25 protein-coding genes are annotated in these 25,906 nt (G+C 69.0%); 15 read left to right on the forward strand and 10 right to left on the reverse strand.

The window, feature by feature from the left end; all coding sequences use genetic code 11:
• From uvrA to ACTHL4_RS11425, 11 genes are all read left to right on the forward strand, one after another.
• Window positions 1-1,731: excinuclease ABC subunit UvrA (gene uvrA / locus ACTHL4_RS11375; RefSeq protein WP_440282880.1), on the forward strand; the 1,731-nt coding region annotated here is incomplete at its 5' end.
• A 161-nt stretch (window positions 1,732-1,892) separates the two neighbouring features.
• Window positions 1,893-2,402, forward strand: coding sequence for a Rieske (2Fe-2S) protein (locus ACTHL4_RS11380; RefSeq protein ID WP_440282881.1), 510 nt, complete (start codon window positions 1,893-1,895; stop codon window positions 2,400-2,402).
• 93 nt (window positions 2,403-2,495) lie between these two features.
• Window positions 2,496-4,619 carry an excinuclease ABC subunit UvrC gene (gene uvrC, locus ACTHL4_RS11385; protein WP_440282882.1) on the forward strand — a complete coding sequence of 708 codons (2,124 nt, stop codon included), beginning with the start codon at window positions 2,496-2,498 and terminating at the stop codon, window positions 4,617-4,619.
• Entirely contained in the window at window positions 4,616-5,515 is a 900-nt protein-coding gene (rapZ, locus tag ACTHL4_RS11390; protein WP_440282883.1) for an RNase adapter RapZ, read from the forward strand. Before uvrC ends, rapZ begins: the two co-directional genes overlap by 4 nt.
• 68 nt (window positions 5,516-5,583) lie before the next feature.
• Complete coding sequence (locus ACTHL4_RS11395) at window positions 5,584-6,456, forward strand: gluconeogenesis factor YvcK family protein (RefSeq protein ID WP_440282912.1); 873 nt, start codon at window positions 5,584-5,586, stop codon at window positions 6,454-6,456.
• Window positions 6,457-6,582: 126 nt separating this feature from the next.
• Window positions 6,583-7,563 carry a DNA-binding protein WhiA gene (gene whiA / locus ACTHL4_RS11400; protein ID WP_440282884.1) on the forward strand — a complete coding sequence of 327 codons (981 nt, stop codon included), beginning with the start codon at window positions 6,583-6,585 and terminating at the stop codon, window positions 7,561-7,563.
• 133 nt (window positions 7,564-7,696) lie between these two features.
• Window positions 7,697-8,692, forward strand: a complete 996-nt coding sequence (gap, locus tag ACTHL4_RS11405; protein ID WP_440282885.1) for a type I glyceraldehyde-3-phosphate dehydrogenase — start codon at window positions 7,697-7,699, stop codon at window positions 8,690-8,692.
• A gap of 5 nt (window positions 8,693-8,697) precedes the next feature.
• Window positions 8,698-9,900, forward strand: a complete 1,203-nt coding sequence (locus ACTHL4_RS11410; RefSeq protein WP_440282886.1) for a phosphoglycerate kinase — start codon at window positions 8,698-8,700, stop codon at window positions 9,898-9,900.
• Between the two features lie 3 nt (window positions 9,901-9,903).
• The gene (gene tpiA / locus ACTHL4_RS11415) at window positions 9,904-10,725 is read left to right on the forward strand and encodes a triose-phosphate isomerase (RefSeq protein ID WP_440282887.1); all 822 of its coding nucleotides are present in this window, start codon (window positions 9,904-9,906) and stop codon (window positions 10,723-10,725) included.
• Window positions 10,726-10,808: 83 nt separating this feature from the next.
• A complete protein-coding gene (secG, locus tag ACTHL4_RS11420) occupies window positions 10,809-11,051 on the forward strand; it encodes a preprotein translocase subunit SecG (protein WP_440282888.1) in 243 nt (80 codons plus the stop codon).
• A gap of 58 nt (window positions 11,052-11,109) precedes the next feature.
• Window positions 11,110-11,460: an RNA polymerase-binding protein RbpA gene (locus tag ACTHL4_RS11425; RefSeq protein ID WP_440282889.1), complete on the forward strand. Its 351-nt coding sequence runs from the start codon at window positions 11,110-11,112 to the stop codon at window positions 11,458-11,460.
• A gap of 4 nt (window positions 11,461-11,464) precedes the next feature.
• Here the strand turns inward: ACTHL4_RS11425 and ACTHL4_RS11430 are convergent, their stop codons facing one another.
• The 3 genes from ACTHL4_RS11430 to ACTHL4_RS11440 form a co-directional block, all read right to left on the reverse strand.
• Window positions 11,465-11,923 (reverse strand): VOC family protein, encoded by a 459-nt coding sequence (locus tag ACTHL4_RS11430; RefSeq protein WP_440282890.1) that lies wholly within the window; start codon window positions 11,921-11,923, stop codon window positions 11,465-11,467.
• Window positions 11,924-12,003: 80 nt separating this feature from the next.
• Window positions 12,004-12,495: an SRPBCC family protein gene (locus tag ACTHL4_RS11435; protein WP_440282891.1), complete on the reverse strand. Its 492-nt coding sequence runs from the start codon at window positions 12,493-12,495 to the stop codon at window positions 12,004-12,006.
• Window positions 12,492-12,842: an ArsR/SmtB family transcription factor gene (locus ACTHL4_RS11440; RefSeq protein ID WP_440282892.1), complete on the reverse strand. Its 351-nt coding sequence runs from the start codon at window positions 12,840-12,842 to the stop codon at window positions 12,492-12,494. The genes ACTHL4_RS11435 and ACTHL4_RS11440 overlap by 4 nt, the downstream gene beginning before the upstream one ends.
• 274 nt (window positions 12,843-13,116) lie before the next feature.
• On the opposite strand from ACTHL4_RS11440, the gene srmL reads away from it, so the two are divergent.
• The 3 genes from srmL (at window position 13,117) to ACTHL4_RS11455 (ending at window position 16,250) form a co-directional block, all read left to right on the forward strand.
• Window positions 13,117-14,232, forward strand: coding sequence for a PheS-related mystery ligase SrmL (srmL, locus tag ACTHL4_RS11445; protein WP_440282893.1), 1,116 nt, complete (start codon window positions 13,117-13,119; stop codon window positions 14,230-14,232).
• Between the two features lie 75 nt (window positions 14,233-14,307).
• A complete protein-coding gene (locus tag ACTHL4_RS11450; RefSeq protein WP_440282894.1) occupies window positions 14,308-14,913 on the forward strand; it encodes an RDD family protein in 606 nt (201 codons plus the stop codon).
• Window positions 14,914-14,996: 83 nt separating this feature from the next.
• Window positions 14,997-16,250: a lipase family protein gene (locus ACTHL4_RS11455; RefSeq protein ID WP_440282895.1), complete on the forward strand. Its 1,254-nt coding sequence runs from the start codon at window positions 14,997-14,999 to the stop codon at window positions 16,248-16,250.
• Here the strand turns inward: ACTHL4_RS11455 and ACTHL4_RS11460 are convergent.
• The 7 genes from ACTHL4_RS11460 to tkt are packed head-to-tail and all read right to left on the reverse strand — an operon-like array spanning window position 16,238 to window position 24,694.
• Window positions 16,238-16,492 carry a DUF2630 family protein gene (locus tag ACTHL4_RS11460; protein ID WP_440282896.1) on the reverse strand — a complete coding sequence of 85 codons (255 nt, stop codon included), beginning with the start codon at window positions 16,490-16,492 and terminating at the stop codon, window positions 16,238-16,240. The genes ACTHL4_RS11455 and ACTHL4_RS11460 overlap by 13 nt on opposite strands.
• A gap of 37 nt (window positions 16,493-16,529) precedes the next feature.
• On the reverse strand, window positions 16,530-17,258 hold the full coding sequence (pgl, locus tag ACTHL4_RS11465; RefSeq protein WP_440282897.1) for a 6-phosphogluconolactonase: 729 nt from the start codon (window positions 17,256-17,258) through the stop codon (window positions 16,530-16,532).
• A 24-nt stretch (window positions 17,259-17,282) separates the two neighbouring features.
• Complete coding sequence (locus ACTHL4_RS11470; RefSeq protein ID WP_440282898.1) at window positions 17,283-18,236, reverse strand: glucose-6-phosphate dehydrogenase assembly protein OpcA; 954 nt, start codon at window positions 18,234-18,236, stop codon at window positions 17,283-17,285.
• Entirely contained in the window at window positions 18,233-19,777 is a 1,545-nt protein-coding gene (gene zwf, locus ACTHL4_RS11475) for a glucose-6-phosphate dehydrogenase (RefSeq protein ID WP_440282899.1), read from the reverse strand. Before zwf ends, ACTHL4_RS11470 begins: the two co-directional genes overlap by 4 nt.
• Window positions 19,774-21,414, reverse strand: a complete 1,641-nt coding sequence (locus ACTHL4_RS11480) for a glucose-6-phosphate isomerase (RefSeq protein WP_440282900.1) — start codon at window positions 21,412-21,414, stop codon at window positions 19,774-19,776. The genes zwf and ACTHL4_RS11480 overlap by 4 nt, the downstream gene beginning before the upstream one ends.
• Window positions 21,411-22,529, reverse strand: coding sequence for a transaldolase (gene tal, locus ACTHL4_RS11485; RefSeq protein ID WP_440282901.1), 1,119 nt, complete (start codon window positions 22,527-22,529; stop codon window positions 21,411-21,413). The genes ACTHL4_RS11480 and tal overlap by 4 nt, the downstream gene beginning before the upstream one ends.
• Before the next feature lie 2 nt (window positions 22,530-22,531).
• Window positions 22,532-24,694 (reverse strand): transketolase, encoded by a 2,163-nt coding sequence (gene tkt / locus ACTHL4_RS11490; protein WP_440282902.1) that lies wholly within the window; start codon window positions 24,692-24,694, stop codon window positions 22,532-22,534.
• Window positions 24,695-24,838: 144 nt separating this feature from the next.
• Here tkt and ACTHL4_RS11495 point away from each other — a divergent pair, with 144 nt between their 5' ends.
• Window positions 24,839-25,894 (forward strand): heme o synthase, encoded by a 1,056-nt coding sequence (locus ACTHL4_RS11495; RefSeq protein ID WP_440282903.1) that lies wholly within the window; start codon window positions 24,839-24,841, stop codon window positions 25,892-25,894.
• The last annotated feature ends 12 nt before the right edge of the window (window positions 25,895-25,906 follow it).

A 25,906-nucleotide genomic window follows, 5' to 3' on the forward strand; every position in this document is an offset into this window, starting at 1 on the left:
CAGATCGCCGAGCGGGTGCTGAAGGAGATCCAGGAGCGTCTGCGGTTCCTGCTCGACGTCGGGCTCGACTACCTCTCGCTCGACCGGCCCTCGGCCACGCTGTCGGGCGGTGAGGCACAGCGCAACCGGTTGGCGACCCAGATCGGCTCCGGCCTGGTCGGCGTGCTCTACGTGCTCGACGAGCCCTCCATCGGGTTGCACCAGCGGGACAACCACCGCCTCATCGAGACGCTGACCCGGCTGCGGGACCTCGGCAACACGCTGATCGTGGTCGAGCACGACGAGGACACCATCGCGACCGCCGACTGGGTCGTCGACATCGGCCCCGGTGCGGGGGAGCACGGCGGCAAGGTCGTGCACTCCGGCACGGTGCAGGAGTTGCTGGAGCAGCCCGACTCCATCACCGGGGCCTACCTGTCCGGTCGCCGCGAGATCCTCACCCCGGCGATCCGCCGACCGCAGGACGGCCGGGAGATCGTGGTCCGTGGCGCGCGCGAGCACAATCTGCAGGACGTCGACGTCGCCATACCGCTGGGCAACCTGGTGGCGGTCACCGGCGTGTCCGGGTCCGGCAAGTCGACCCTGGTCAACTCGATCCTCTACAACGTGCTCGCCAATCAGCTCAACGGTGCCCGGCACGTTCCCGGACGGCACCGCACGGTCGAGGGCCTCGATCAGCTCGACAAGGTCGTGCACGTCGACCAGAGCCCGATCGGCCGCACGCCTCGCAGCAATCCGGCCACCTACACCGGGGTTTTCGACAACGTCCGCAAGCTGTTCGCCGAGACGACCGAGGCGAAGGTGCGTGGCTACCAGCCGGGCCGCTTCTCGTTCAACGTCAAGGGCGGACGATGCGAGGCCTGCAGCGGTGACGGCACGCTGAAGATCGAGATGAACTTCCTGCCGGACGTCTATGTCCCGTGCGAGGTGTGCCACGGCGCGCGTTACAACCGCGAGACGCTCGAGGTCCACTTCAAGGGCAAGACGATCGCCGACGTGCTCGACATGCCGATCGAGGAGGCCAAGGACTTCTTCGCGGCGGTGCCGGCCATCGCCCGACACATGAACACCCTGGTCGACGTCGGCCTGGGCTATGTGCGGCTCGGGCAGCCGGCGCCGACCCTGTCCGGTGGCGAGGCACAGCGGGTCAAGCTGGCCGCCGAGCTGCAGAAGCGCTCGACCGGCCGGACGATCTACGTGCTCGACGAGCCGACGACGGGGCTGCACTTCGAGGACATCCGCAAGCTGCTCGGCGTGCTGCAGGGGCTGGTCGACAAGGGCAACACCGTCATCGTGATCGAACACAACCTCGACGTGATCAAGTCGGCCGACTGGATCATCGACATGGGCCCGGAGGGCGGCCACCGCGGCGGCACGGTCGTGGCGACCGGCACCCCCCAGGACGTCGCGGCGGTGCCGGAGAGCTACACCGGTCGATACCTGGGACCGCTGCTGGCCAAGTCGACGCGAGCCGAGCGACCGTCGCAGACCCTCGCAGCGGCGAAGAAGTCCGGCACGACCACCAGCGCCACCGGCCGGGCGGCGGCAAAGAAGTCGACAGCCGGCAAGCGGGCGGCATCCGGGAAGGCGGGTGGGAAGGCGGCGGCCCAGGCAGCCAAGACGTCGTCTCGCAAGCGCACGGCTGCCGCGGTGTCGAAGCCGGCGAAGCCGGCCGCGACGGCGAAGGCCACCAGCAGCAAGCCGGCCAAGCGAGCTGCCGGTTCGTCATAGCAGACACCCAGTAGCCCACCACGAAGCCCAGTACGAGGACCGGGGTGCAGCGGCCGGCTGGCGACGGCGGTGACCGACGTCACGGCGTCTGCTCCGATCACACAGCAAGTCCATAGGTGGTGGTCACCCGTTGACCATTCAATGAATGCATGCTGGTGGCCATGACTGATCGAGACCAGGGCACCTCCGCGAAGACCTCGAGTGGCGCTGACCGGCGCACCGTGCTGCGTTCGGCCGGCGCCGCAGGAGGTGCGGTCGCCGCAGCGGCCGCACTCGCCGCCTGTGGAGGCTCTTCCGGCGCTTCCGGCGGTGCCGCACCTGCGAGTGCCGCCGGCGCTGCGTCGTCCGCCGGTGGTGGTTCCTCCGCAGCCGGGGGAGCCGGTGCGGGCAAGGGGATCGCCGCCTCGAAGGTGCCGGTCGGCAGCGGCATCATCGACAACGACCTGCAGGCCGTGGTGACCCAGCCGACGAAGGGCGAGTTCAAGGCATTCAGCTATATCTGCACCCACCAGGGTTGTCCGGTGACCCAGATCAGTGGCGACACGATCATCTGCCCGTGCCACGGCAGCGAGTTCAGCACCAAGGACGGTTCGGTCAAGCAGGGCCCGGCGACCACGCCGCTCACGCCCAAGACGGCCACCCTCAAGGGCACCCAGGTCGTCGTCGGCTGAGGTCGGTCGGCCCGGGACCGGCGCATTCGTGAGTCTTCTCCTGCGGCCGCTCCCGAACGCCGGGCTGTCGCTGCCACTTCCTAGACTGGACTCGTGGCTGATCCGTCGACCTACCGCCCGAAGCCGGGGGAGATCCCGGTCGACCCCGGGGTCTACAAGTTCCGCGACAAGGACGGCCGGGTCATCTACGTCGGCAAGGCGAAATCGCTGCGCAGCAGGCTGTCCTCCTACTTCCAGGACATCGCGGCACTGCACCCACGCACCCGCACCATGGTCACCACCGGGGCGAGCGTGGAGTGGACCGTGGTGCGCAACGAGGTCGAGGCCCTGCAGCTCGAATACTCCTGGATCAAGGAGTTCGATCCGCGGTTCAACGTCAAGTACCGCGACGACAAGTCCTACCCCTATCTCGCGGTCACGATGGGCGAGGAGTTCCCGCGCGCCCAGGTGATGCGCGGCACCAAACGCAAGGGCACCCGCTACTTCGGCCCCTATGCCCACGCGTGGGCCATCCGCGAGACGCTGGATCAACTGCTGCGGGTCTTCCCGTTGCGCACCTGCAGCAGCGGTGTGTTCAAACGTGCCGGGCAGGTCGGCCGGCCGTGTCTGCTGGGTTACATCGACAAGTGTTCGGCACCGTGCGTCAACCGGGTGACGGCCGAGGAGCACCGGGAGATCGCCGAGGAGTTCTGCGATTTCATGGCCGGCAACACCGGCCGGTTCGTCAAGCGCCTCGAACGCGAAATGCGCGCTGCCAGCGCGGAACTCGACTTCGAGGCCGCGGCGCGGAGGCGCGACGACATCGCCGCCCTGGAGAAGGCGCTCGAACGTTCCGCCGTCGTCCTGCCGGATGCCACCGACGCGGACGTCTTCGGCATCGAGGACGACGAGCTGGAGGCCGCCGTCCAGGTGTTCCATGTGCGCGGCGGGCGGATCAGGGGTCAGCGCGGCTGGGTCGTCGACAAACTGTCCGAGGGCGACCTCGGCCTGGCCGAGGTCGTCGAACGACTGCTCGGCCAGGTGTATGGGGGCGAATCGCCCGAGGGCGTCCCGCGGGAAGTCCTCGTCCCTGCGCTGCCTCCGGAGCCCGAGGCGATGGCCGATCTGCTGACGGAGATACGCGGTGCCCGGGTCGAGCTGCGCGTGCCGCAGCGCGGCGACAAACGCACGTTGATGGAGACGGTCAACCGCAACGCCAAGCAGGCGCTCGGCCGGCACAAGGTCGCCCGGGCCGGTGACCTGACCGCGCGCGGCCAGGCGCTGCAGGACCTGCAGGATGCTCTCGAGCTGCAGCAGGCGCCGCTGCGCATCGAGTGCTTCGACGTGAGCCACGTTCAGGGCACCAACGTCGTGGCCTCGATGGTCGTCTTCGAGGACGGCCTGCCACGCAAGGGCGAATACCGCCGCTTCATCGTGCGCGGCACCCCGCAGCCGGACGGTTCGGTCCGGCTGGACGACACCGCGGCGATGGACGAGATCCTCACCCGGCGGTTCCGGCACTACCTCGACGATCGCGACAGCGCGGGCGACATCGAGTTGGACGACACGGACGGTGGCGACGACAGCGACGCCGAAGACAGCGGCGGCACCGAGTCGGCGGCCCCGAGCCGAGGCCCGATCGACGAGACCACCGGCAGACCGCGGAGATTCGCCTACCCGCCGCAGCTCGTCGTCGTCGACGGCGGCAAACCACAGGTCGATGCCGCGTCCCGCGCCCTCGAGGCACTGGGCATCGACGACGTCGCGGTCGTGGGCCTGGCCAAGCGGCTCGAGGAGGTCTGGCTGCCTGACGACGACTTCCCGGTGATCCTGCCGCGCACCAGCGATGGCCTCTACCTGCTGCAGCGCGTCCGCGACGAAGCACACCGTTTCGCCATCACCTTCCACCGGCAGCGCCGGTCCAAGGCGATGACCCGCTCGGTCCTGGACGACATACCCGGGCTGGGCGCCGTACGCCGCAAGGCACTGCTGCGGGAATTCGGCTCGGTCAAGAGACTGCGCGCCGCCAGCGTCGAACAGATCGAAGCAGTCAAAGGCATCGGACCCGCGCTCGCCGCTACGGTGCACTCACAGCTGCGAGACGCCACCAGCACCCCGGCGGTCAATCTGACGACCGGTGAGGTGCTCGATCCGCCGCCCGATGCACCCGACCCGCTCGATCACACGCTCGATGACCCGCTCGATGACCCGCTCGACGAGAAGGAGACGACCCGATGACCGAGGTGGAGCAGGCCCCGGACCAGGCGCCGGAGCTCATCGTTGTCACCGGCATGAGCGGCGCCGGCCGCACCACGGCGGCCAATGTGCTGGAGGACCGCGGCTGGTACGTCATCGACAACCTGCCGCCGCAACTGTTGGTCGCGATGGCGGACCTGCTGGCCAAGCAGGGCGCCGACCACCACGAGGGCATGCCCAAACTGGCCGCCGTCGTCGACGTGCGATCGCGGGAGTTCTTCACCGACTTCCGGGAGGGCCTGGACCATCTGCGTGACGAAGGTTGGCGCCCGACGGTCATCTTCATGGACGCCACCGACGAAGCACTGGTCCGGCGCTTCGAGTCGGTGCGCCGTCCGCACCCGTTGCAGGACGAAGGACGGCTGCTGGACGGCATACAGCAGGAGCGCGAAGCGCTGCGCGACCTGCGCGCCACGGCCGACATCCTGATCGACACCAGCGGCCTCAACGTCCACCAGCTCAGCAGCAAGGTGCGCGAGTTCGTCGGTGGCGACGAGGGCCCGGCGCTGCGCATCGCGGTCATGTCGTTCGGCTTCAAGTACGGCATCCCGCTGGACGCCGATCTCGTCTTCGACATGCGCTTCCTGCCCAACCCGTTCTGGAATCCTCAGTTGCGCCCGCACACCGGGCAGGAGTCGATCGTCGCGGACTACGTGCTGGCCCAGCCCGGTGCCAAGGAGTTCCTCGACCGCACCCTCAGCCTGCTGGAGCCGATGACCGCCGGTTACCTGCGCGAGGGGCGCAGCTACGTGACGCTCGCCGTGGGATGCACCGGCGGCAAGCATCGTTCGGTGGCCATGGCCGAGGCACTGGCCGATCGGCTCGACTCCCGCGACGTGAAATCACTGGTCGTGCACCGCGACCTGGGGCGCGAGTAATGGGGCGTCCGGCCGTCGCCGCACTCGGGGGGGGCCACGGGCGCTGAGCGGGCCGACAAGCGCGGCGACTGGTCACCGACAAGATCACTGCCATCGTCACCGTCGCGGACGACGGTGGCTCCAGCGGACGCCTGCGCGAGGAGTTCGACATCCTGCCACCCGGCGACCTGCGAATGGCGCTGGCGGCGCTGTGCGACAACTCCGAATGGGGGCTGCAGTGGGCCGACGCCCTGCAGCACCGGTTCGCGGGCGGCGGACCGCTGGGCGGGCATGCCCTGGGCAACCTGATCATCGCCTCCCTGTGGGACCTGCTGGGTGACCCGATCGCGGGCCTCGACCTGGTGGGCCGGCTGCTCGGTGCCCGCGGCCGGGTCCTGCCGATGGCGGCCGAGCCGCTGCGGATCGAGGCGAGTGTGCTCGGTGCCGATCCCGACGCCCCGGACGCGGTGACCGACATCCTCGGACAGGTGGAGGTCGCCACGACGCCCGGACGGGTGCTCGGTGTGCGACTCAACCCGGACCCGCCGCTGGCCTGCCAGGAGGCTGTCGACGCGGTCTACGACGCCGACTGGGTGATCCTCGGCCCGGGTTCGTGGTTCACCTCGGTGATGCCCCATCTGCTCGTGCCGGATCTGCGCGAGGCACTGGTGCACACGACGGCCAAGCGGATGCTCACGCTCAACATGGTGATGAACACCGGCGAGACCATCGGTTTCAGTGCGTCCGACCACCTCGAGGTACTCGCTGCGCACGCGCCGGAGCTGCATCTCGACGTGGTGCTGGCCGACCCGTCCGTCGTCACGGACGACGGCGATCAGCTACGGTCCACCGCTCAATCGCTTGGCGCGGAAGTGGTTTTCGCCGATGTGGCCGACGCGGACCAACCAGGCGCACACGACACGCTCCGGTTGGCGGCGGCCTATCGTGATGTGGTGGAGTGACTGCCCCGTGTCGCGATGACACGTAGCATGAGGAAACCCCACGAAGTTCTCCGCTCTCACCTCGCTGCGACACTTCGCGGGGACCGCGGAAACGCACCGCCGGAAGATCTGAGGAACTGAAACGACATGTCGATGACCGCAGCCGTCAAGGACGAACTCAGCAGACATGTGGTCACCAAAACCTGCTGCCGCAAGGCGGAGATCTCGGCCATGCTGCGGTTCGCGGGCGGCCTGCACATCATCGGCGGTCGGATCGTCATCGAGGCCGAACTCGACACCGCGGCGGCGGCGCGGCGGTTGCGTCAGGCCATCGCCGACCTCTACAGCCAGACGCCGCAGGTCCTGGTGATGAGCGGCGGCGGGCTGCGCCGCGGGAGCCGCTACATCGTGCGGGTGGCGCAGGACGGCGAGGCGCTGGCCCGGCAGACCGGTCTGATCGATCATCGCGGCCGGCCGGTCCGTGGCCTGCCGCCGCGAGTGGTCAACGGTGCGGTGTGTGACTCCGAGGCCGCGTGGCGCGGTGCGTTCCTGGCGCACGGTTCGCTGACCGAGCCGGGACGCTCGTCGTCGCTGGAGATCACCTGCCCCGGCCAGGAGGCCGCCCTTGCCCTGGTGGGTGCCGCGCGCCGGTTGGGTGTGCAGTCCAAGGCGCGCGACGTGCGCGGCGTCGACCGCGTCGTCATCCGTGACGGCGATGCCATCGGGGTGATGCTGACCCGTCTGGGCGCCACCGACGCCTTCATGGCCTGGGAGGAGCGGCGGATGCGCCCCGAGGTCCGCGCGACCGCCAACCGGCTGGCCAACTTCGACGACGCCAACCTGCGACGTTCGGTGGAGGCGGCCGTCGCCGCAGGCACCCGGGTCGGTCGTGCACTGGAGATCCTGGCCGACGAGGTTCCCGACCACCTCGCCGAGGCGGGGCGCCTGCGGTTGGAACACAAGGAGGCCAGCCTCGAGGAACTGGGCCAGAAGGCCGACCCGCCGATGACCAAGGACGCGGTGGCCGGCCGCATCCGTCGCCTGCTCGCGATGGCCGACAAACGTGCGGCGGAGCTCGGCATACCCAACACCGAGGCCGCGCTGGCTGCCGACATGCTCGATCAGTAGGGACCGTACGGCGAGACCCGTTCCGGCGGCCGGGCGCCATCAAATAGGGTCGGTGGTGTCGATCCGGTGGGTGCCCGCTCCGGCACCGCCTCAGACGCACATCACCTGACCAACAGAAAGGGATGAGTCGCCCGTGACCGTCCGCGTGGGAATCAATGGCTTCGGCCGCATCGGCCGCAACTTCTTCCGGGCCGTTGTGGCGTCCGGTGCCGACATCGAGATCGTCGGCGTCAACGACCTGACCGACAACGCCTCCCTGGCCCGCCTGCTGAAGTACGACTCGATCCTGGGCCGATTCCCGGGCGACGTCAGCTCCACCGACACCGACATCACCGCCGGCGACACCACGTTCAAGGCGTTCGCCGAGCGCGACCCCGCCCAGCTGCCCTGGGGTGACCTCGGCGCCGACATCGTGGTGGAGTCCACCGGCATCTTCACCGACGCGGAGAAGGCCAAGGTGCACGTCGAGGGCGGCGCCCAGAAGGTCATCATCTCGGCACCCGCCAAGAACGAGGACATCACGATCGTGATGGGCGTCAACGACGGCGACTACGACGCCACGAAGCACACGATCATCTCGAACGCCTCGTGCACCACCAACTGCCTCGGTCCGATGGCCAAGGTCCTCCACGACGAGTTCGGCATCGTCAAGGGCCTGATGACCACCATCCACGCCTACACCCAGGACCAGAACCTCCAGGACGGACCGCACAAGGACCCGCGTCGCGCCCGCGCCGCGGCGATCAACATCGTCCCGACGTCCACCGGCGCGGCCAAGGCCATCGGCCTGGTCCTGCCGGAGCTCAAGGGCAAGCTCGACGGTTACGCCCTGCGGGTGCCGACCCCGACCGGCTCGGCCACCGACCTGACCTTCGAAGCGAGCCGCGAGACGACGGCCGAAGAGGTCAACGCCGCGGTGCGGCAGGCTGCGGACGGCAGGATCCTGCGCTACACCGAGGACCCGATCGTCTCCTCGGACATCGTCACCGATCCGGCGTCCTGCATCTTCGACTCCGGCCTGACCAAGGTCATCGGCAACCAGGTCAAGGTTGTCGGCTGGTACGACAACGAGTGGGGCTACTCCAACCGCCTCGCCGACCTCGTGCAGCTCGTCGGCGCGAGCCTCTGAGCACCATGCGCACGATCGACGACCTGGGCAGCCTGGCCGGCAAGACGGTGCTGGTCCGCAGCGACCTCAACGTCCCGTTGAACGACGCGGGGGAGGTCACCGACGACGGGCGGATCCGTGCCTCCGTGCCGACGATCAAGCGGCTCGCCGACGCGGGCGCCCGGGTCGTCGTGTGCGCACACCTGGGCCGCCCGAAGGGCGTGCCCGACCCGAAGTTCTCCTTGCGCCCGGTCGCCGACCGGTTGTCCCAACTCCTCGGATTCCCCGTGCTTTTCGCGACCGACACGGTCGGCGAGTCCGCCGATGCCACCGTCGACAAGCTGCACAAGGGCGAGGTGGCGCTGTTGGAGAACCTGCGCTTCAACGCGGGGGAGACCAGCAAGGACGACGCGGAGCGCGGCGCGTTCGCCGACCAGCTCAGCCACCTCGCCGACGCCTACGTCTCCGACGGCTTCGGTGTGGTGCACCGCAAGCAGGCCAGCGTCTACGACATCGCCGAACGCTTGCCGCATGCGGCCGGCGGGCTCGTCGAAGCCGAGGTCGGCGTGCTGCACCGGCTCACCGAGTCGCCGCAGCGCCCGTATGCCGTGGTGCTCGGAGGCGCCAAGGTCAGCGACAAGCTGGGCGTCATCGAGAACCTGCTCGGCAAGGCCGATCTGCTGCTCATCGGCGGTGGCATGGTCTTCACCTTCCTCGCCGCGCAGGGCCACCAGGTCGGCACGAGCCTGCTGGAGCAGGACCAGGTCGACCGGGTGAAGGGCTACCTCGCCGACGCCGAGAAGCGCGGCGTGCAGATCGTGCTGCCGACCGATGTCGTCGCAGCCACCGGGTTCTCCGCCGACGCGGACCACGAGATCGTCCCGGCCGACGGGATCCCGGCTGACCGGATGGGACTCGACATCGGACCCGAGTCGGCGAGGGCCTTCGCCGACGCGGTCCGCGGCGCGCGCACCGTCTTCTGGAACGGTCCGATGGGCGCGTTCGAGATGAGCCCGTATGCCGAGGGCACCAAGGTCGTCGCACAGGCCCTGGTCGACGCAACCCGCGACGGCGCGCTGACCGTGGTCGGCGGCGGCGACTCGGCCGCGGCGGTGCGTCAGCTGGGCTTCGCCGATGACGACTTCGGTCACATCTCCACGGGCGGCGGCGCGAGTTTGGAGTTCCTGGAGGGCAAGGCCCTGCCCGGCCTGAATGCGTTGGAGGACTGAGCAGTGGCTCACACGAAGGACGCTCCGGCCGGCCGTGTCCCGCTCATCGCGGGCAACTGGAAGATGAACCTGGACCACCAGCGGGCCACCGTGGTGGTGCAGAAGCTGGACTGGACGCTGAAGGACAAGCGGCACGACCACGACGAGACCGAGGTCGCGGTCATTCCGCCGTTCACCGATCTGCGATCGGTGCAGACCCTCATCGACGGAGACCGGTTGAAGCTCCAGCTGGGTGCGCAGGACCTCTCGCCGTACGACGCCGGCGCCTACACGGGAGACATCTCCGGGGAGTTCCTGGCCAAGCTGGGCTGCACCTACGTGATCGTCGGGCACAGTGAGCGCCGGACGATCCACCACGAGAACGACGAGACGGTCAATGCGAAGGTGAAAGCAGCCCTGCGGCACGAGCTGACGCCGATCCTGTGCGTCGGAGAACCGATCGAGGTGCGCAAGGAGGGGCGCCAGGTCGAGCACATCGTCGCCCAGCTGACCGCCGCCCTCGAGGGGATCGCCGCGGCGGACGTCGCCACGCTGGTGGTGGCCTACGAACCGATCTGGGCCATCGGCACCGGTGAGGTAGCCACCCCGGACGACGCGCAGGAGGCGTGCGCCGCGCTGCGCAACACCGTCGCCGAGCTGCACAACGGGGATGTCGCCGATCAGGTGCGGTTCCTCTACGGCGGCTCCGTCAAGTCCGGCAACGTCGCCTCGATCATGGCGCGTGACGACGTCGACGGCGCATTGGTCGGCGGTGCATCGCTCGATCCGGCCGAGTTCGCCGCGATCTGCCGGTTCAAGGCGCACCAGGGCACCATCGCGGGCTGAGCCGACCGGTGCGGCGTGTAATCTTGTCCGAGGCGCTCCCGAGTGCCACTTCAGTTCTCTCGACGTGAAGGTGAGACTCCAGCGTGGACGGCATGCGCATCGCACTCCAGGCGGTCGTGGTCATCAGCGGATTGTTCCTTGTGCTGCTGATTCTGATGCACAAGGGCAAGGGCGGGGGACTGTCCGACATGTTCGGTGGCGGTGTCAGCAGCAGCCTGGGTGGCTCGTCGATCGCGGAGCGCAACCTCAACCGGTTGACGATCATCGCCAGCATCATCTGGCTGGCGGCGATCGTCGGTCTCGGCCTGGTCGCGCGCTTCCAGTAAGCCATCTCGACCATCATCTTTTCGACCAACCCCAGTTCGACGCTGTCAAGGAGCAATCGTGGCCGGTGGCAATGCAATTCGAGGTAGTCGCGTCGGTGCCGGCCCGATGGGTGAGGCAGAGCGCGGCGAGGCGGCACCGAGGGTGGTCGTCTCCTACTGGTGCTCCAACGGCCACGAGACCCGCCCGAGCTTCGCGCAGGAGCCGGGCCTGGCCGTTCCCGACACGTGGGACTGCCCGCGGTGCGGGTTCCCGGCCGGCCAGGACCAGGCCAACCCGCCCGCGCCGCCGCGCGCCGAGCCCTACAAGACCCACCTCGCCTACGTGAAGGAGCGACGCTCCGACGAGGAGGGTGCGGTCATCCTGGACGAAGCATTGGACACCCTGCGCCAACGCGGCCTCATCCGCTAGCCGGTCAACGACCGGCCGCTTGCAGGTCGGCGATGCTGATCTTGCGCATCGCCAGCAGAGCCTGCACCGCCGCCGGACCGGTCAGCAGCTCGTGCAGCTGCGCCGGTAGGATCTGCCAGCTCAGGCCGTACTTGTCCTTGCACCAACCGCACTGTTCGGCGTCGGGCACTGCGGACAGTGCCGCCCAGTAGTGATCGATCTCCGTTTGGTCCGCACACGCGACGGTGAACGAGATCGATTCGTTGAACGTGAACGCCGGGCCGCCATCGAGGCAGACGAAGTCCATGCCGTTCAGGGTGAACCGGCCGTTGATCACCTTGCCCGCCATACCCGCGAAGTGCTCGTCCAGCGACTCGTCCGGGTAGCGGTCGATCCCGTCGATGCGCGAGTCCGGGAAGAGGTCGACGTAGAAGTGCATCGCCTCCTCGGCGTTGTCGTGGAACCAGAGGCACGGCCTGACCACCCCGCGAAGTTCTCCCTCGCTCCGCTCCTCCGATACTTCGCGGGGACCCCGGTCCTCGTCCCCGTGCTCTCGCGAGGCCCTCACAGCACGACTCCCTCGCTCAGCAGGGCATCGAGTTTGGCGTAGCCGTCGTTGATGCCCACCTCCATGCCGCTGGCCAGCCAGCCGTCGCGGGCCTCGAAGGAGTCGACCAGCGACCGGGCGTGCAGCCGAGTGCGTCCGTCGCCGAGGTCCTCGAAGGTCAGCGTCTCCAGCGAGACTCCGTCGGGCATGGCTTCCCAGGTGAATGTCTGCACGATGCGGGTGTCGCTGACCTCGTGGAAGCAGCCGTGGAAGCAAAACTCCTCACCGTTGTGCTCGTTGACGAAGCGCCAGTTGCCGCCGGTACGGGCGTCCCAGTAGTCGATCCGGGTCGAGATGCCGTTCGGCCCGACCCAGCGCGCGTAGAGGTCGGGGTCGGTGTGTGCCCGGAGCAGCTGCTCCGGCGTCGCGTGGAAGTCCCGGGTCGTATGGATGACCGGGACCTCGTCGTCCGCCTCGATGACTGCTTCGGAGAAGGTGGACGTGTTCATGATGCATTGCCTCTCGTGACGGGTTGGTCGCGGTCGTTCATCTCGTCGAGCAGCGCGTCCAGCCGCTGGTAGCGCTGCTCCGCCCGGCGCTGATAGCGCTCGATCCATCTGGTCATCAGGTCGAAGACCTCTGCCTCCAAGTGGACCGGCCGCCGTTGCGCGTCCTTGGTGCGGGTGACCAGTCCGGCGCCCTCGAGGACCTTCAGGTGCTTGGACACGGCCTGTACGGACACGTCGTACGGCGCCGCCAGCTCGCCGACCGTGGCGTCGGCCTCGGTCAGTCGGGCGACCATGTCGCGCCGCGTCGGGTCGGCCAACGCTGCGAAGACCTCGGAGAGCTGATCCATCGTCGTCCTGCCTCTCGTGCTCAACCGGAAGGTTGAATACGTCGAGTGTGACGACGACCATGGTCGTTGTCAACCAATCGGTTGACAAAAGTCGTCATATTCGGTGGCGCCGGCGGCGTGCAGCGCTCTACTGTGCGGACATGCGGCGCATTCGGCGATTTCGGTGCCCTCGACCGGCGTTCGGTCGTGGGCTCGCTCGCATGCGCAGCTGAGGTCCGCGGCACCGGTCGAGGAGACACCGTCACCCGATACGACCGACGAGCAAGGACTTTCGATGACTTCCTACCTGAGCAGTGCCGAACTGCGCGCGGCGCTCGACCTGCGCGATCTGACCGATCCGGAGTGCGGACCGCATGCCCTGCAACTGATGAGCGATGACATCATCCGGGCGGTCACCCCGCTCGGTGCCGGGCCGGTGCGCAGCGTACGGCAGAGCCCGCTGGTGTCGATCGCCGGGAACTACGATGCACTGGGTTACGACCGGTCGGATGTGACTCGGAATGAACGGTATTCGCGTTACGTGAGTCCGACGGTGATGCTGCGCAGTCACACCAGCGCGATGCTCCCGCCGACGTTGGCCTCGCACGATGGCACCAGCGACGTGGTGTATGCCGCCGCCGGACTCGCCTACCGCCGCGACGCGATCGACCGGACGCACACGGGCGAACCACATCAGCTGGACCTGTGGGGGGTGACGAGCGGACGCCCGCGGACAGTCGAGGACGTGGTGGAGCAGTTGAGCGCTGTGGCGCGGGCGGTGCTGCCCGGTTGCCGGTGGCGGGTGACCGCCTCCCACCACAGCTACACCCTCGACGGACGCCAGCTGGACGTCTGGGACGCAGCGCGGGGGGAGTGGCTCGAACTCGCCGAGGGTGGGCTGATCGCACCCTGGCTGCTCGACGCGGTCGGGCTGCCGTCGGCCCGCTGGACGGGCGTGGCCGCCGGCCTCGGCTTGGATCGTGCCCTCATGCTGCGCAAGCGGATTCCGGACATCCGGTTGTTGCGGGCAACGGATCCGCGAGTGGCGGCGCAGATGCTGGACCTGTCGCCGTACCGACCCGTTTCGCTGATGCCACCGGCGCGTCGGGATCTGTCGGTCGTGTTCTCCTGGGGCATCGACGAGGAAGTGGTGGGCGATCGGGTGCGGTCTGCACTCGGCGACCGTGCTGCCGATCTGGAGGCGGTCGAACTGCTGGCGGTGACGGCGTACGACGATCTGCCGGAGGGCGCACGGGTCCGGCTCGGGCTGCGCGCGGGACAGGTCAATGCGCTGGTGCGGCTCACGTTGCGCGCGATCGGCCGGACGCTGACTGCTGCAGAGGCCAATCGGCTGCGCGACACCGTCTACCTCGCCATCCACGAGGGGCCGGTGCGCGAGTTGATCGGCTGAACGGTGGAACCGCGCGCCGCGCGCTGGCGTCACGTCTGCATCCACACACCCGCCGCCCGACCTCGAGGGGACCTCATGAGCAGCAACGATCCGTATTCCACCCCGCAGTACGGGCAACAGCCGTACGGCGGCCTTCCGGCCCACGGCGCCCCGATGCCGTCGACTTCGTACCAGGTGAGCAGTTACGGACCGCCCCTGGCCAACTGGGGCCAGCGGGTCGGGGCGTATCTCATCGACGCGCTGGTGTTGCTTCCGGCATACGTGCTGTTCGTCGTCGCGGTCATCATCATCGGCAGTTCGACGAGCACGACCACCGAGTGTGACACGTCCGGCTTCTGCCAGACGGTGACCACCGGCTCTCCGTCACCGTGGGGATTCATTCTCACCATCCTCGGCTTCCTGGCTGTCGTGGCGCTGCAGATCTGGAACCGCTGGGTCAAGGGCGGCAAGGGACAGTCGATCGGCAAGAAGGCGCTGGGCATCTCGCTGATCAGCGAGACGACTGGTCGGCCGATCGGCACCGGGATGGCGTTCGTGCGCGACCTCGCACACTTCCTGGACGGCATCGCCTGCTACATCGGTTACCTGTGGCCGTTGTGGGACAACAAGCGGCAGACGTTCTCGGACAAGGTGATGAGCACGCTGGTCGTCCAGGGTCCCCCGCCGGGTGAGAAGCACTGAGCTCGCGCGTCGACGGCGATCGTGCGCGGCACGCCGGGCATACCCCGCAGGCGGGGCGTGCCGACTCGTGTTACAGAGGGACCATGCAGGTGAATCGCTGGTCCGGGTCCGCACCTCGGCGCGTTCTCGCGGTCATCGCCGCGGTCGCGGTCATCGCGGTGGTGGTGGCCGGCGTCGTCGTCGGCCGGTCGGTGCATGAGGCATCACCAGGCACCGACGCGTTCTACGAGGCGCCGGCCTCCGTGCCCGCCCGACCCGGCCGGATCGTGCGCAGTCAGCCGTTCGCACAGGGTGTCCCGGAGACGGCGCGTGCCTGGCGTATCCTCTACACCACGACGCGCGGTGACGGCGAACCCGCCTTGGGCAGCGCCATCGTCCTGGTCGGCAAGGACGCGCCACCCGGTCCTCGCCCGGTCGTCGCCTGGGCGCACGGCACCTCGGGTTACGACCGGTCCTGCGCACCCAGCCTGATGTCCCAACCGTTCGGTACGGGCATCCGGCAGGAGCTGGATCAGCTCGTGCGCAAGCACTGGCTGCTGGTGGCGCCGGACTACATCGGGATGGGGACGGCGGGCCCGCAGCCCTATCTCATCGGCCAGGGCGAAGGGCGGGCGATGCTCGACGCGGTCCGCGCGACACGCCGCTTCCGTGCCGTGTCGGCGTCGGACCGAACGGTGGTCTGGGGGCATTCACAAGGCGGGGGTGCGGCACTGTGGACCGGTCAGATCCAGCCGGCCTACGCACCCGATGTGCCGCTGGCGGGTGTGGCCGCCGTCTCACCCACGAGCGATATGCCGGCGATCACCCGTCGGCTCAACGGCCTGCGGGGCGGCACACTGCTGGTGTCCTACGTGCTCACCGCATATGCCGCGGCATACCCGGACGTCCGCCTGCAGGACTATGTCACCCCGGCAGCGGGCGACCTGGTCGACGAGCTGGCCGGGCTGTGCAACTCCGCCGCCGTGCCGGTGGTGCTGGACGCGGCCGACCGAGGGCTGGTGCCCCCGTTGCTCACCAGGTCGCCGGACGACGGGGCGCTGGGGAGGAGACTGCGGCAGAACACTCCGACCGGCGTCGGCAAGATCCCGCTGCTCATCGCCCAGGGCGGCGCGGACCCGCTGATTTTGGCCAGCATGCAGCGTGACTATGCGCGGTCGTTGTGCGCGCACGGTCAGCGGCTGGACTACCGGGAGTATCCCGGACGCAACCACAGCGATGTCCTGCGCGGCAGCGCCCCGCTGCTGGGCCAGCTCATCAGCTGGACCGAGGACCGGCTGGCCGGTCGGCCGGCGGCCGGCAACTGCGCCGAGCTGACCGCCAGGACTCACTCCCGGTAGTTCTCCACCACGTCCGCCGGACGTTCGACCGCTTCGGCGGGATCCTGGTCGAACTCCCGTCGCGCCTGCCGCTGCCGCAGCAGGTCCCACAGCCGGTCCAACTGGACCTCTGCCTCGCGCAGTTGCGCATGCTCCTGCGGCGCGGTGATCTCGCCCGTGCTCAGCTTGCGGCGCAGCTCGTGCTCGGACGCGATGAGTTCGCTGATGTGGTCGTGGATCGCCTGGTCATCCATGCCATTCATGGTGGCACTCCTCGTCGGGCGGGGACCACCCGAGGAGTCAGCCGGCGGGACTCAGCTTCGCGGCCGCAGCGTCGTCGAGCCACCAGATGGTCTGCTGCCGACCGTGCACGCCGGCCGCCGGCACGTCCCAGCGGTCGGCGCCGGCGGCGTGAGCGGCGGCGACGGCGTCCGCCTTCTCCGCGCCGGCGACCAGGAGCCACACCTGCCGGCTGCGGTTCAGGCACTCGAAGGTGAGCGACACCCGGTCCGGCGGCGGCTTCGGGGACTCGTGGACGGCGACGGCGATGGCGTCGTCGGCGCGCTGACCCGGGTGGTGCGGGAACAACGAGGCCACGTGACCGTCGGGACCCATGCCCAGCATCACCACGTCGAAGACGCCATCTCCCGGCTTCGGCGCGCGCAGCGCATCGGAGTATGCCGCGGCACTCTCTTCGGCCGAGGCGACCCGGTCCGGGCCGGACACGCGGTGGACGTTCTCCTCCGGCACGGGCAACGCATCGAGTGCCGCACGGTCCGCCTCCACGTCGTTGCGGTCGGGGTCGCCGGACGCGACGAACCGCTCGTCACCCCACCAGAAGTGAACCTTGGACCAGTCGATGCCCTGTGCCGCCGGCAGCGAACGCAGTGCGAGACCACCCATGGAGCCGCCGGTCAGCACGATGTGTGCGACGCCTCGCTCACGTTGTGCAGCAATGATTTCGGTGATCAGCCGCTCTGAGATGGCCCGGCCGAGTTCGTCCTTGCCCGCCCGTCGCTCGATCGTCATCGTCCACTCTCCTCGCCATTGCAGCTACCCGACCGACGCAGCACGCGTCTTCCGGCGGTTCGGCACGTCGGTCACCAAAGGAAGCCCCTTGACCAGCGCCTCGCGATAGACCTCGTCGCCGCCCAGCCGACTGAGCTCCTCCGCGAGCGACTCGGCCGTGCCGGGCCGGGCCAGATCGAGCTGTCGCTCCGGCTGCTCCGGTTGGGTGAGCGTGCCCATCGCGCGATCCGGACGGACCAGCTCGATGGGTCCGGAAGCGCGCTCCATCCGCACGTTGACCAGGCCGGTGCCGGGTTCGGAGCGTGCGCGGCGGACCGGGCACTTCAGCCGGACGGCGAGCCATCCGGCCAGCAGGTCGGTGCTGGCCGAATCGGACGCACCCGTCACCGTGACCGACCGCACCGCTTCGTACGGCGGCAGGTCCAGTGCAGTGGCAAGGAGTCCGCGCCACCGGGTGGTGCGCGACCAGGCCATGTCGGTGTCGCCGTCGGCATACTCGGCGCGCCTGCGCTGCAAGGCCTTTCGCGGGTCTTTGGCCTGCGATGCGTCGGTGATGCGACGACTCGCCAGCTTGCCGATGGGTGAGGACGCGACGTCCTGCGCACCTCCCGGCCACCACGCGACGATCGGGGTGTCGGCGGCCAACAACGGGGTCACCACACTCGCGCCGTGCTTGGTGAGCTCGCCGTGCAGGCGCAGCAGGATGATCTCGCTGCCACCCGCGTCGGCGCCGACCCGCACCTGCGCGTCGAGCCGGCCGGCTCCCCGTGCGCTGCACCTGACCAGCGCGATGATGCGGCTCGGATGCTGCCGGCTGGCGTGGATGGCGGCCTCGATCGCGTCATCGGCCTCCGCCTCGTTCACCACGATGATCAATGTCATCACCCGGCCGAGGGCCATCGCTCCGGACTCGGCGCGCAGGCGCACCAGCTGTTTGCTGATCTCCTTGGTCGTCGTCCCGCGCAGGTCGGCGATCACGGCAGCCTCCACTCACGTCCGTCACGGGCCAGCAACTCGTCCGCGCTGTGCGGTCCCCACGTGCCCGATTCGTACCCCTCGGGCGCGCCCTTGCGGGCCCAGAAGCGCTCGACCGGATCGAGAATCCGCCAGGACAGCTCGACCTCCTCGTGCCGCGGGAAGAGCGGTGGCTCGCCCAGCAGAACATCGAGGATGAGGCGTTCGTAGGCCTCCGGGCTCGACTCGGTGAACGCGCTGCCGTAGCCGAAATCCATGGTCACGTCACGCACTTCCATCGCACCGGCGCCCGGCACCTTGGACCCGAACCGGATGGTCGTGCCCTCGTCGGGCTGCACCCGGATGACGATGGCGTTCTGGCCGAGCTCCTCGGTCGCCGTGTCGTCGAACGGCAGGTGCGGCGCGCGCTTGAAGATCACCGCGATCTCGGTGACCCGCTTGCCGAGGCGCTTGCCGGTGCGCAGGTAGAACGGCACGCCCGCCCACCGGCGCGTGTGCACGTCCAGGCGGAGCGCGGCATACGTCTCGGTCGTCGATCTCGGGTCGATGCCGTCCTCGGCCAGGTAGCCGATGACCTTCTCGCTGCCCTGCCAGCCGGCGGTGTACTGCCCGCGCGCGGTGGCGGTGGCCAGGTCCTTCGGCAGCCGGACGGCGGCGAGCACCTTCTCCTTCTCGGCGCGCAACTCGTCGGCGCCGAAGGAGTTCGGTTGCTCCATCGCGGTGAGTGCGAGCAACTGCAGCAGGTGGTTCTGTATGACGTCACGGGCTGCTCCGATGCCGTCGTAATAGCCGGCGCGGCCGGCGATGCCGATGTCCTCGGCCATGGTGATCTGCACGTGATCGACGTAGTTGGCGTTCCAGACCGGCTCGAACAGCTGGTTGGCGAACCGCAACGCCAACAGGTTCTGGACCGTCTCCTTGCCCAGGTAGTGGTCGATCCGGAAGATCGCGTCGGCGGGGAACACCCGCTCGAGGGTCGCGTTGAGGTCCCGGGCGCTGGCCAAGTCGTGGCCGAACGGCTTCTCGATCACCACGCGGCTCCACGAGCCGTTCGCCGGCCGGGCCAGACCGGACCGGTCGAGCTGGGCGCAGACCGTCTCGAACGCTCCGGGCGGGATCGACAGGTAGAACGCCGTGTTGCCGTCCGTGCCCCGCTCCTCGTCGAGCGAGCCCAAGGTCCGTGCGAGCTGGTCGAAACCCGCGTCGTCGTCGAAACTGCCTGGCACGAAACGCAATCCGTCGGCGAGGTTGCGCCATACCTCCTCGCGGAACGGTGTGCGAGCACCGGCTTCGACGGCCTCGCGCACCACGGAGGCGAATGTGTCGTCGTCCCAGTCACGCCGGGCGAAACCGACGAGTGCGAAGCCCGGCGGCAGCAAACCACGGTTGGTCAGGTCGTAGATCGCCGGGAGCAGCTTCTTGCGGGCCAGATCGCCGGTCACGCCGAACATCACCAGCGCGCAGGGACCGGCGATCTGGGGGAGCCGACGGTCGTCGGCCTGCCGCAACGGGTTCACTCCGCGCGCGACACGCGCGGGGCTCATACTGTGGTGACCTCCGCCATGGCGTGCTGCAGCTGGGCCAGGCCCGCCTCGTGATCGGTCAGGTTGAGCCGCAGGACCGGACGACCGTGCTCGGCCAGCACCTTGGCGTCACCGCCGGACTGAGAGTCGATGAAGTCACCGAAGGTGAAGTCCCGCCCGGGAATGGCCAGGTCCTGCGTCGCCGCGGTGGTGATCTGCAGGAAGATGCCGTCCGCCGGGCCACCCTTGTGGTACTGCCCGGTGGAATGCAGGAACCGCGGCCCGAAACCGAACGTCACCGGCCGGTTCAGCTTGCGCGCCAACGGAATGCGCACGTCCGCCAGGGACTGGTCGGCGATCCGGTCGACATACGCCATGACCGCGAGGTAGCCGGTGCCGGGCAGCTGCGCGAAGAGCGCACGGAGGGCGTCCGCGACCGACGTCGCGTCACCGAGGAAGTCCGGCCCGGCGCTGCGGACCTCGATCGCACCATCGGTGTATGCCGGAGCCGCCACCGAGCCGGTGCCGGCGCCGAGCAGTTCCCGTGCGGCGGCCTTGGCGCTCTCCACGTCCGGCTGGTCGAACGGGTTGATCCCAATCAGCCGGCCGGCCGTCGCCACGGCAGCTTCCCACAGCAGCATGGCGCCGCCGAGCGAGCCGCCGACGTCGACCGTCGCGTCACCGGCGGCTGGCGACTCGGCCCCGTCGTCGGTGGCGACCAGCCGCACGTACAACTCGTCGGCCAGCTGGTCGGTGGCGGGGGAATCGCCGACCACGACGGGCAGCAGTCCCTTGCCGTTCTTGCCGGTGCTCTCGGCGATCAACTGCTCGGCCCAGTCGCCGAATCCGACGGCCGGAGTGCCGGCGTCGATCAGCACGATCTTGTCGCGCAACGGCTGGGTGCCGCCCAATGCCGCGCCGAGACGCAGCCCGGGGTTGGCCTCGTCGTCGGAGGCGAGGATGTCGGTGACGGACTCCGCCTCGTCCAGCAGCCGGCCGATGTCCGCGCCGGCCAGGCCACTGGGGACCAGGCCGAACGCGGTCAGCGCCGAGTACCGGCCGCCGACGCCGGGGTCGGCGTTGAAGACGGTGTAACCGGCGCCGCGCGCTTGCTCGTCCAGCGGGCTGCCGGGGTCGGTCACGACGACGATGCGCTCGGCGGGGTCGATGCCGGCGTCCTGGAACGCCTTCTCGTAGGCGCGACGCTGCGAGTCGGTCTCGACCGTCGAGCCGGACTTCGACGACACCACGACCACCGTCTGCTCGAGGCGGTCCTGCAGCGCGGCACGGACCATGTCCGGTTGTGAAGAGTCCAGGACGGTCAGCGGCACGCCGTCGGACGCGCAGATGACCTCCGGCGCCAGCGACGACCCGCCCATACCGCAGAGGACGACGTGGTCGATGCCCTTGCCGGCGAGGGTGTCGCGCAACTGCTCGATGTCGGCCACCAGAGGCCGCGAGGAGCTGGCCAGACCGACCCAGGACAGGCGTTTGCCCGCCTCGGACTCGGCATCCGGTCCCCACAGCGTCGCGTCCTGGGCGAACAGTTTGCCGGCGAAGCCGTCGGCCACCAACTGCGGGACGTGCGCAGCGATCGCGTCCGCGGCGGCGCCGACGGCCGTGATCGCGAGACCGGAGTTGCTCACCGGTTCACTCACAGCGTCGCCCCCGCCTTCTCCAGCTCGCTCTTGACCGAGCCGAGCAGCTCGTCCCACGACTTGTCGAACTTCTGCACGCCCTCGGTCTCCAGGACCTCGACGACCTCGGCGTAGGAGACGCCGACCTTGTCCAGTGCGTCGAGCACGGCGGCGGCGTCCGCGTAGTTGCCGGTCACCTGGTCACCTGCCAGCTCGGCGTGGTCGGCGACGGCGTCGAGCGTCTTGGGAGGCATGGTGTTGACGGTGTCCTTCACCGCGAGGTCCACGACATACATGGTGTCGGGGTATGCCGGGTCCTTCACCCCGGTCGAGGCCCACAGCGGACGCTGGGTGTGCGCGCCCTCATCGGCCAGCGACTTCCAGCGCGGGGTGCTGAAGACCTCTTCGTAGGCCTGGTAGGCCAGCCGCGCGTTGGCGACACCGGCCTTGCCCTTGAGTGCCTTGGCTTCGTCCGAGCCGATGGCGTCCAGCCGCTTGTCGACCTCGGTGTCGACACGCGAGACGAAGAAGGACGCGACCGAACGGATCGTGGACAGGTCCTTGCCGGCCTGCTTGGCCTGCTCGAGGCCGGCCAGGAAGGCGTTCATCACGCCGCGGTAGCGCTCCAGCGAGAAGATGAGGGTGACATTGACGCTGATGCCCTCGGCGAGGGCCGCAGTGATCGCCGGTAGGCCCTCGACCGTCGCCGGGATCTTGATCATGGCGTTGGGCTGGTCGACCTTGGCCCACAGCTCCTTGGCCATCGTGATCGTGCCGTCGGTGTCGCGCGCCAGACGCGGGTCCACCTCGATCGACACCCGGCCGTCCTGGCCGCCCGTCGCGTCGTAGATCGGGCGCAGCACGTCACATGCGTCGTGGACGTCACGGGTGGTGATCTCGAAGACCGCCTCGTCGATGCCCGCCACGCCCTTGGCCAGCTCGGCGACCTGGTCGTTGTAGGCGCTGCCGTCGGAGAGCGCGGTCGCGAAGATCGTCGGGTTGGTGGTGACGCCGACGACGTTCTTGTCGTCCGCCAGCTTCTGCAGGTCACCGCTGCTGATCAGCGGGCGGCTCAGGTCGTCCAGCCAGATCGAGACGCCGAGGTCGCTCAGTGCCTGCGTGTTGTTGTTTGCCATCTTCAGTTGCCTCCTACAGCCTGAATGGATTCCTTCGCGGCAGACACCACTGCGTCCACCGTGAACCCGAACTTCTCCATCAGCACCGATCCGGCGGCGCTGGCGCCGAAGTGGTCGATGCCGACGGTGCGCCCCGCGTCGCCGACGATGTCGTGCCAGCCGAACGGCGTCGCCGCCTCCACACTGACCCGGGCCCGCACGGCCGGGGGCAGCACCTCGTGGCGGTACCCCTCGTCCTGTGCCTCGAACCACTCGCGGCTGGGCATGGACACCACACGAGCTGCAACGTCCTGGTCCGCCAAAGCCTTCCTGGCCTCCAGGGCCAGACTCACCTCGGAGCCGGTCGCAACGAGGATCACGTCGGGTGTGCCGTCGGTGTCGGCCACGATGTAGGCGCCGCGTGCCACCCCCTCGGCGGAGGCGTATTCGGTGCGGTCCAGGGTCGGCAGCGCCTGGCGGGACAGGATGAGCGCGGCCGGTCGGTCGGTGTGCTCGAGAATGGTGCGCCAAGCGACCGCGGTCTCGTTGGCATCGGCGGGTCGCACGACGTCCAGGCCGGGGATCGCGCGCAGCGCCGCCAAGTGCTCGATCGGCTGGTGGGTCGGACCGTCCTCGCCCAGGCCGATGGAGTCGTGCGTCCACACGAACGTCACCGGGATCTGCTGGATGGCGGCCAACCGCACCGCGGGGCGCATGTAGTCGGAGAAGACCAGGAACGTGCCGCCGTAGGGACGGGTCAGGCCCTCCAACGCGATGCCGTTGAGCGCCATACCCATGGCGTTCTCGCGGATCCCGAAGTGCAGGGTGCGGCCGTAGGGGCCGCCCTTCCACTCCTCGGTCTGCCAATTGGCCGGCACAAAGCTCGGCTCGCCGACCATGGTGGTGTTGTTGGACTCGGCCAGGTCGGCCGAACCGCCCCACAACTCCGGCATGACCGACGCGAGCGCGGTGAGGATCTTGCCCGAGGCCGCGCGCGTCGCGAGGCCCTTGGGGTCGGCCTCGAAGGTGGGGAACGCCGAGGCGAAGTCGGCGGGCAGCTCGCGCTTGACCAGCCGGTCCAGCAACTGGGCCGCCTCGGGGTTGGCCTCGCTCCACGCGTCGAACGACTTCTGCCATTCGGCGTGGGCCTGCCGGCCCCGGTCCTTGACCTTGCGGACGTGCTCGATGACCTCGTCGTCGACCTGGAACGTCCGCTCCGGGTCGAAGCCGAGCAGCTTCTTGGTGCCGGCGACCTCGTCATCGCCCAGGGCGCTGCCGTGCGCCTTTCCGGTGCCCTGCTTGGTGGGCGCCGGCCAGGCGAGGATCGTGCGCAGGCAGATCAGCGACGGCTTGTCGGTGACCGACTTGGCCTGCTCGATCGCGGCCAGCAGCTCGTCGACGTTTTCGGTGTAGGTGTTGCGGTCGCTGTCCGGCTTCGCACCCGGCCGCCAGTCGACGGTCTGCACGTGCCAGCCGTATGCCGCGTAGCGGGCAGCCACGTCCTCGGTGAACGACACGTCGGTGTCGTCCTCGATGGAGATCTGGTTCTGGTCGTAGAACGCGATCAGGTTGCCCAGTTCCTGGTGGCCGGCCAGCGAACCGGCCTCTGCCGACACGCCTTCCATCAGGTCACCGTCGGAGGCGATGACCCAGATGCGGTGGTCGAAGGGACTGGTGCCGGGCGCGGCGTCGGGGTCCAGCAGACCGCGCTGGCGACGCTGCGCCATCGCCATACCCACGGCCGAGGCGATGCCGGAGCCGAGCGGGCCGGTGGTGATGTCGACACCGTCGGTGTGGCCGAACTCCGGGTGGCCCGGCGTCAGCGAACCCCAGGTGCGCAGCGCCTCCAGATCCTTCAGTTCCAGGCCGTAGCCGGAGAAGTAGAGCTGGATGTACTGGGTGAGGCTGGAGTGCCCGCAGGACAGCACGAACCGGTCGCGACCGATCCAGCGCGGGTCACCGGGATCGATGCGCATGACGTTCTGGTAGAGCAGGTACGCCAGCGGGGCCAGGCTCATCGCGGTGCCCGGGTGGCCGTTGCCAGTCTTCTGCACTGCGTCGGCCGCCAGGACCCGCACGGTGTCGACAGCGCGTACGTCGACCGACGTCCAGCCGGCCTGGGTGGCGATGGGCTCGGCGAGCGCCGGGTCGCGGCGTCCGGTGATGGCTGAGGTGTCCTGACTCACGGCAGATTGCTCCCACGAAGATTCGAACGATGGCTCTGGACTGAACTGACGATCTGGAACTTTCCCTTCCGAGCCTAGCCCTGCCACCCACGCGATCAGCAACGTCGGTCAGCGGGATAGACTGCGAGCAGTTCAGGTGGTGAGATGCCCACCCGTGTGCGATTCCCCGAGGCGACGGAAGTGACGAGAGTGACCGCTATCGAGCCGCGCTCGGCGAACGGCCGAGCGACCGCCGAAAGCACCCTCGACAGCAACACCACTGGCACCGACAGCGGCGCAGCACACGGTGCGCCGGCGGGCCGGCGGCCCTTCGCCGCGGTCGCGCGCGACTACCTCGCCCTGACCAAACCGCGGATCATCGAGCTCCTGCTGGTGACGACCTTCCCGGTGATGTTCCTGGCCGATCGCGGGGTGCCCTCGGTCTGGTTGATCCTGGCGACGCTGATCGGCGGCTCGCTGTCGGCCGGTTCGGCCAACTCCCTCAACTGCTACCTGGACCGCGACATCGACCGGTTGATGCACCGCACCGAGGGACGGCCACTGGCCACCGGGGCCATCAGCCCACGGGCCGGCTTCGTCTTCGGGGTCACCCTCGGGGTGATCTCGGTGCTGTGGCTCGGGTTGCTCGTCAACTGGCTCTCGGCGGCCTTGTCGTTCGGCGCCATCGCGCTCTACGTCGGCTTCTACACGCTGCTGCTGAAGCGGCGCACCTCCCAGAACATCGTGTGGGGTGGCATCGCGGGCTGTATGCCGACCCTCATCGGGTGGTCGGCCGTCACCAACTCGCTGAGTTGGTCCGCGGTGGTGCTCTTCCTGGTGGTGTTCTTCTGGACGCCGCCGCACTACTGGCCGCTGTCGATGCGGTTCCGTGACGACTACGCCAATGCCGGAGTGCCGATGCTGCCCGTGGTGGCCGAGGACGTCGCGGTGGCCCGGCAGATCGTGCTCTACACCTGGGTGACCGTGCTGACCACGCTCGCGCTGATCCCCGTCGGGGACATGGGGCTGATCTACACGGTCATCGCGCTGGTCGCCGGTGCGGTGTTCTTGCGCGAGGCCCACCTGCTGCTGCGTCGTGCGCGCGCCGGGGCGTCATACAAGGTGCTGAAGCCGATGCGCCTGTTCCACTACTCGATCTCCTACCTGACGTTGGTCTTCGTCGGTGTCGCTATCGACCCGCTGGTGCACCTCGTCTTCTGATCCGCCCGCTGC

It is taken from the genome of Flexivirga sp. (assembly GCF_051955415.1).
In the GTDB taxonomy this organism is placed as follows: domain Bacteria; phylum Actinomycetota; class Actinomycetes; order Actinomycetales; family Dermatophilaceae; genus Flexivirga.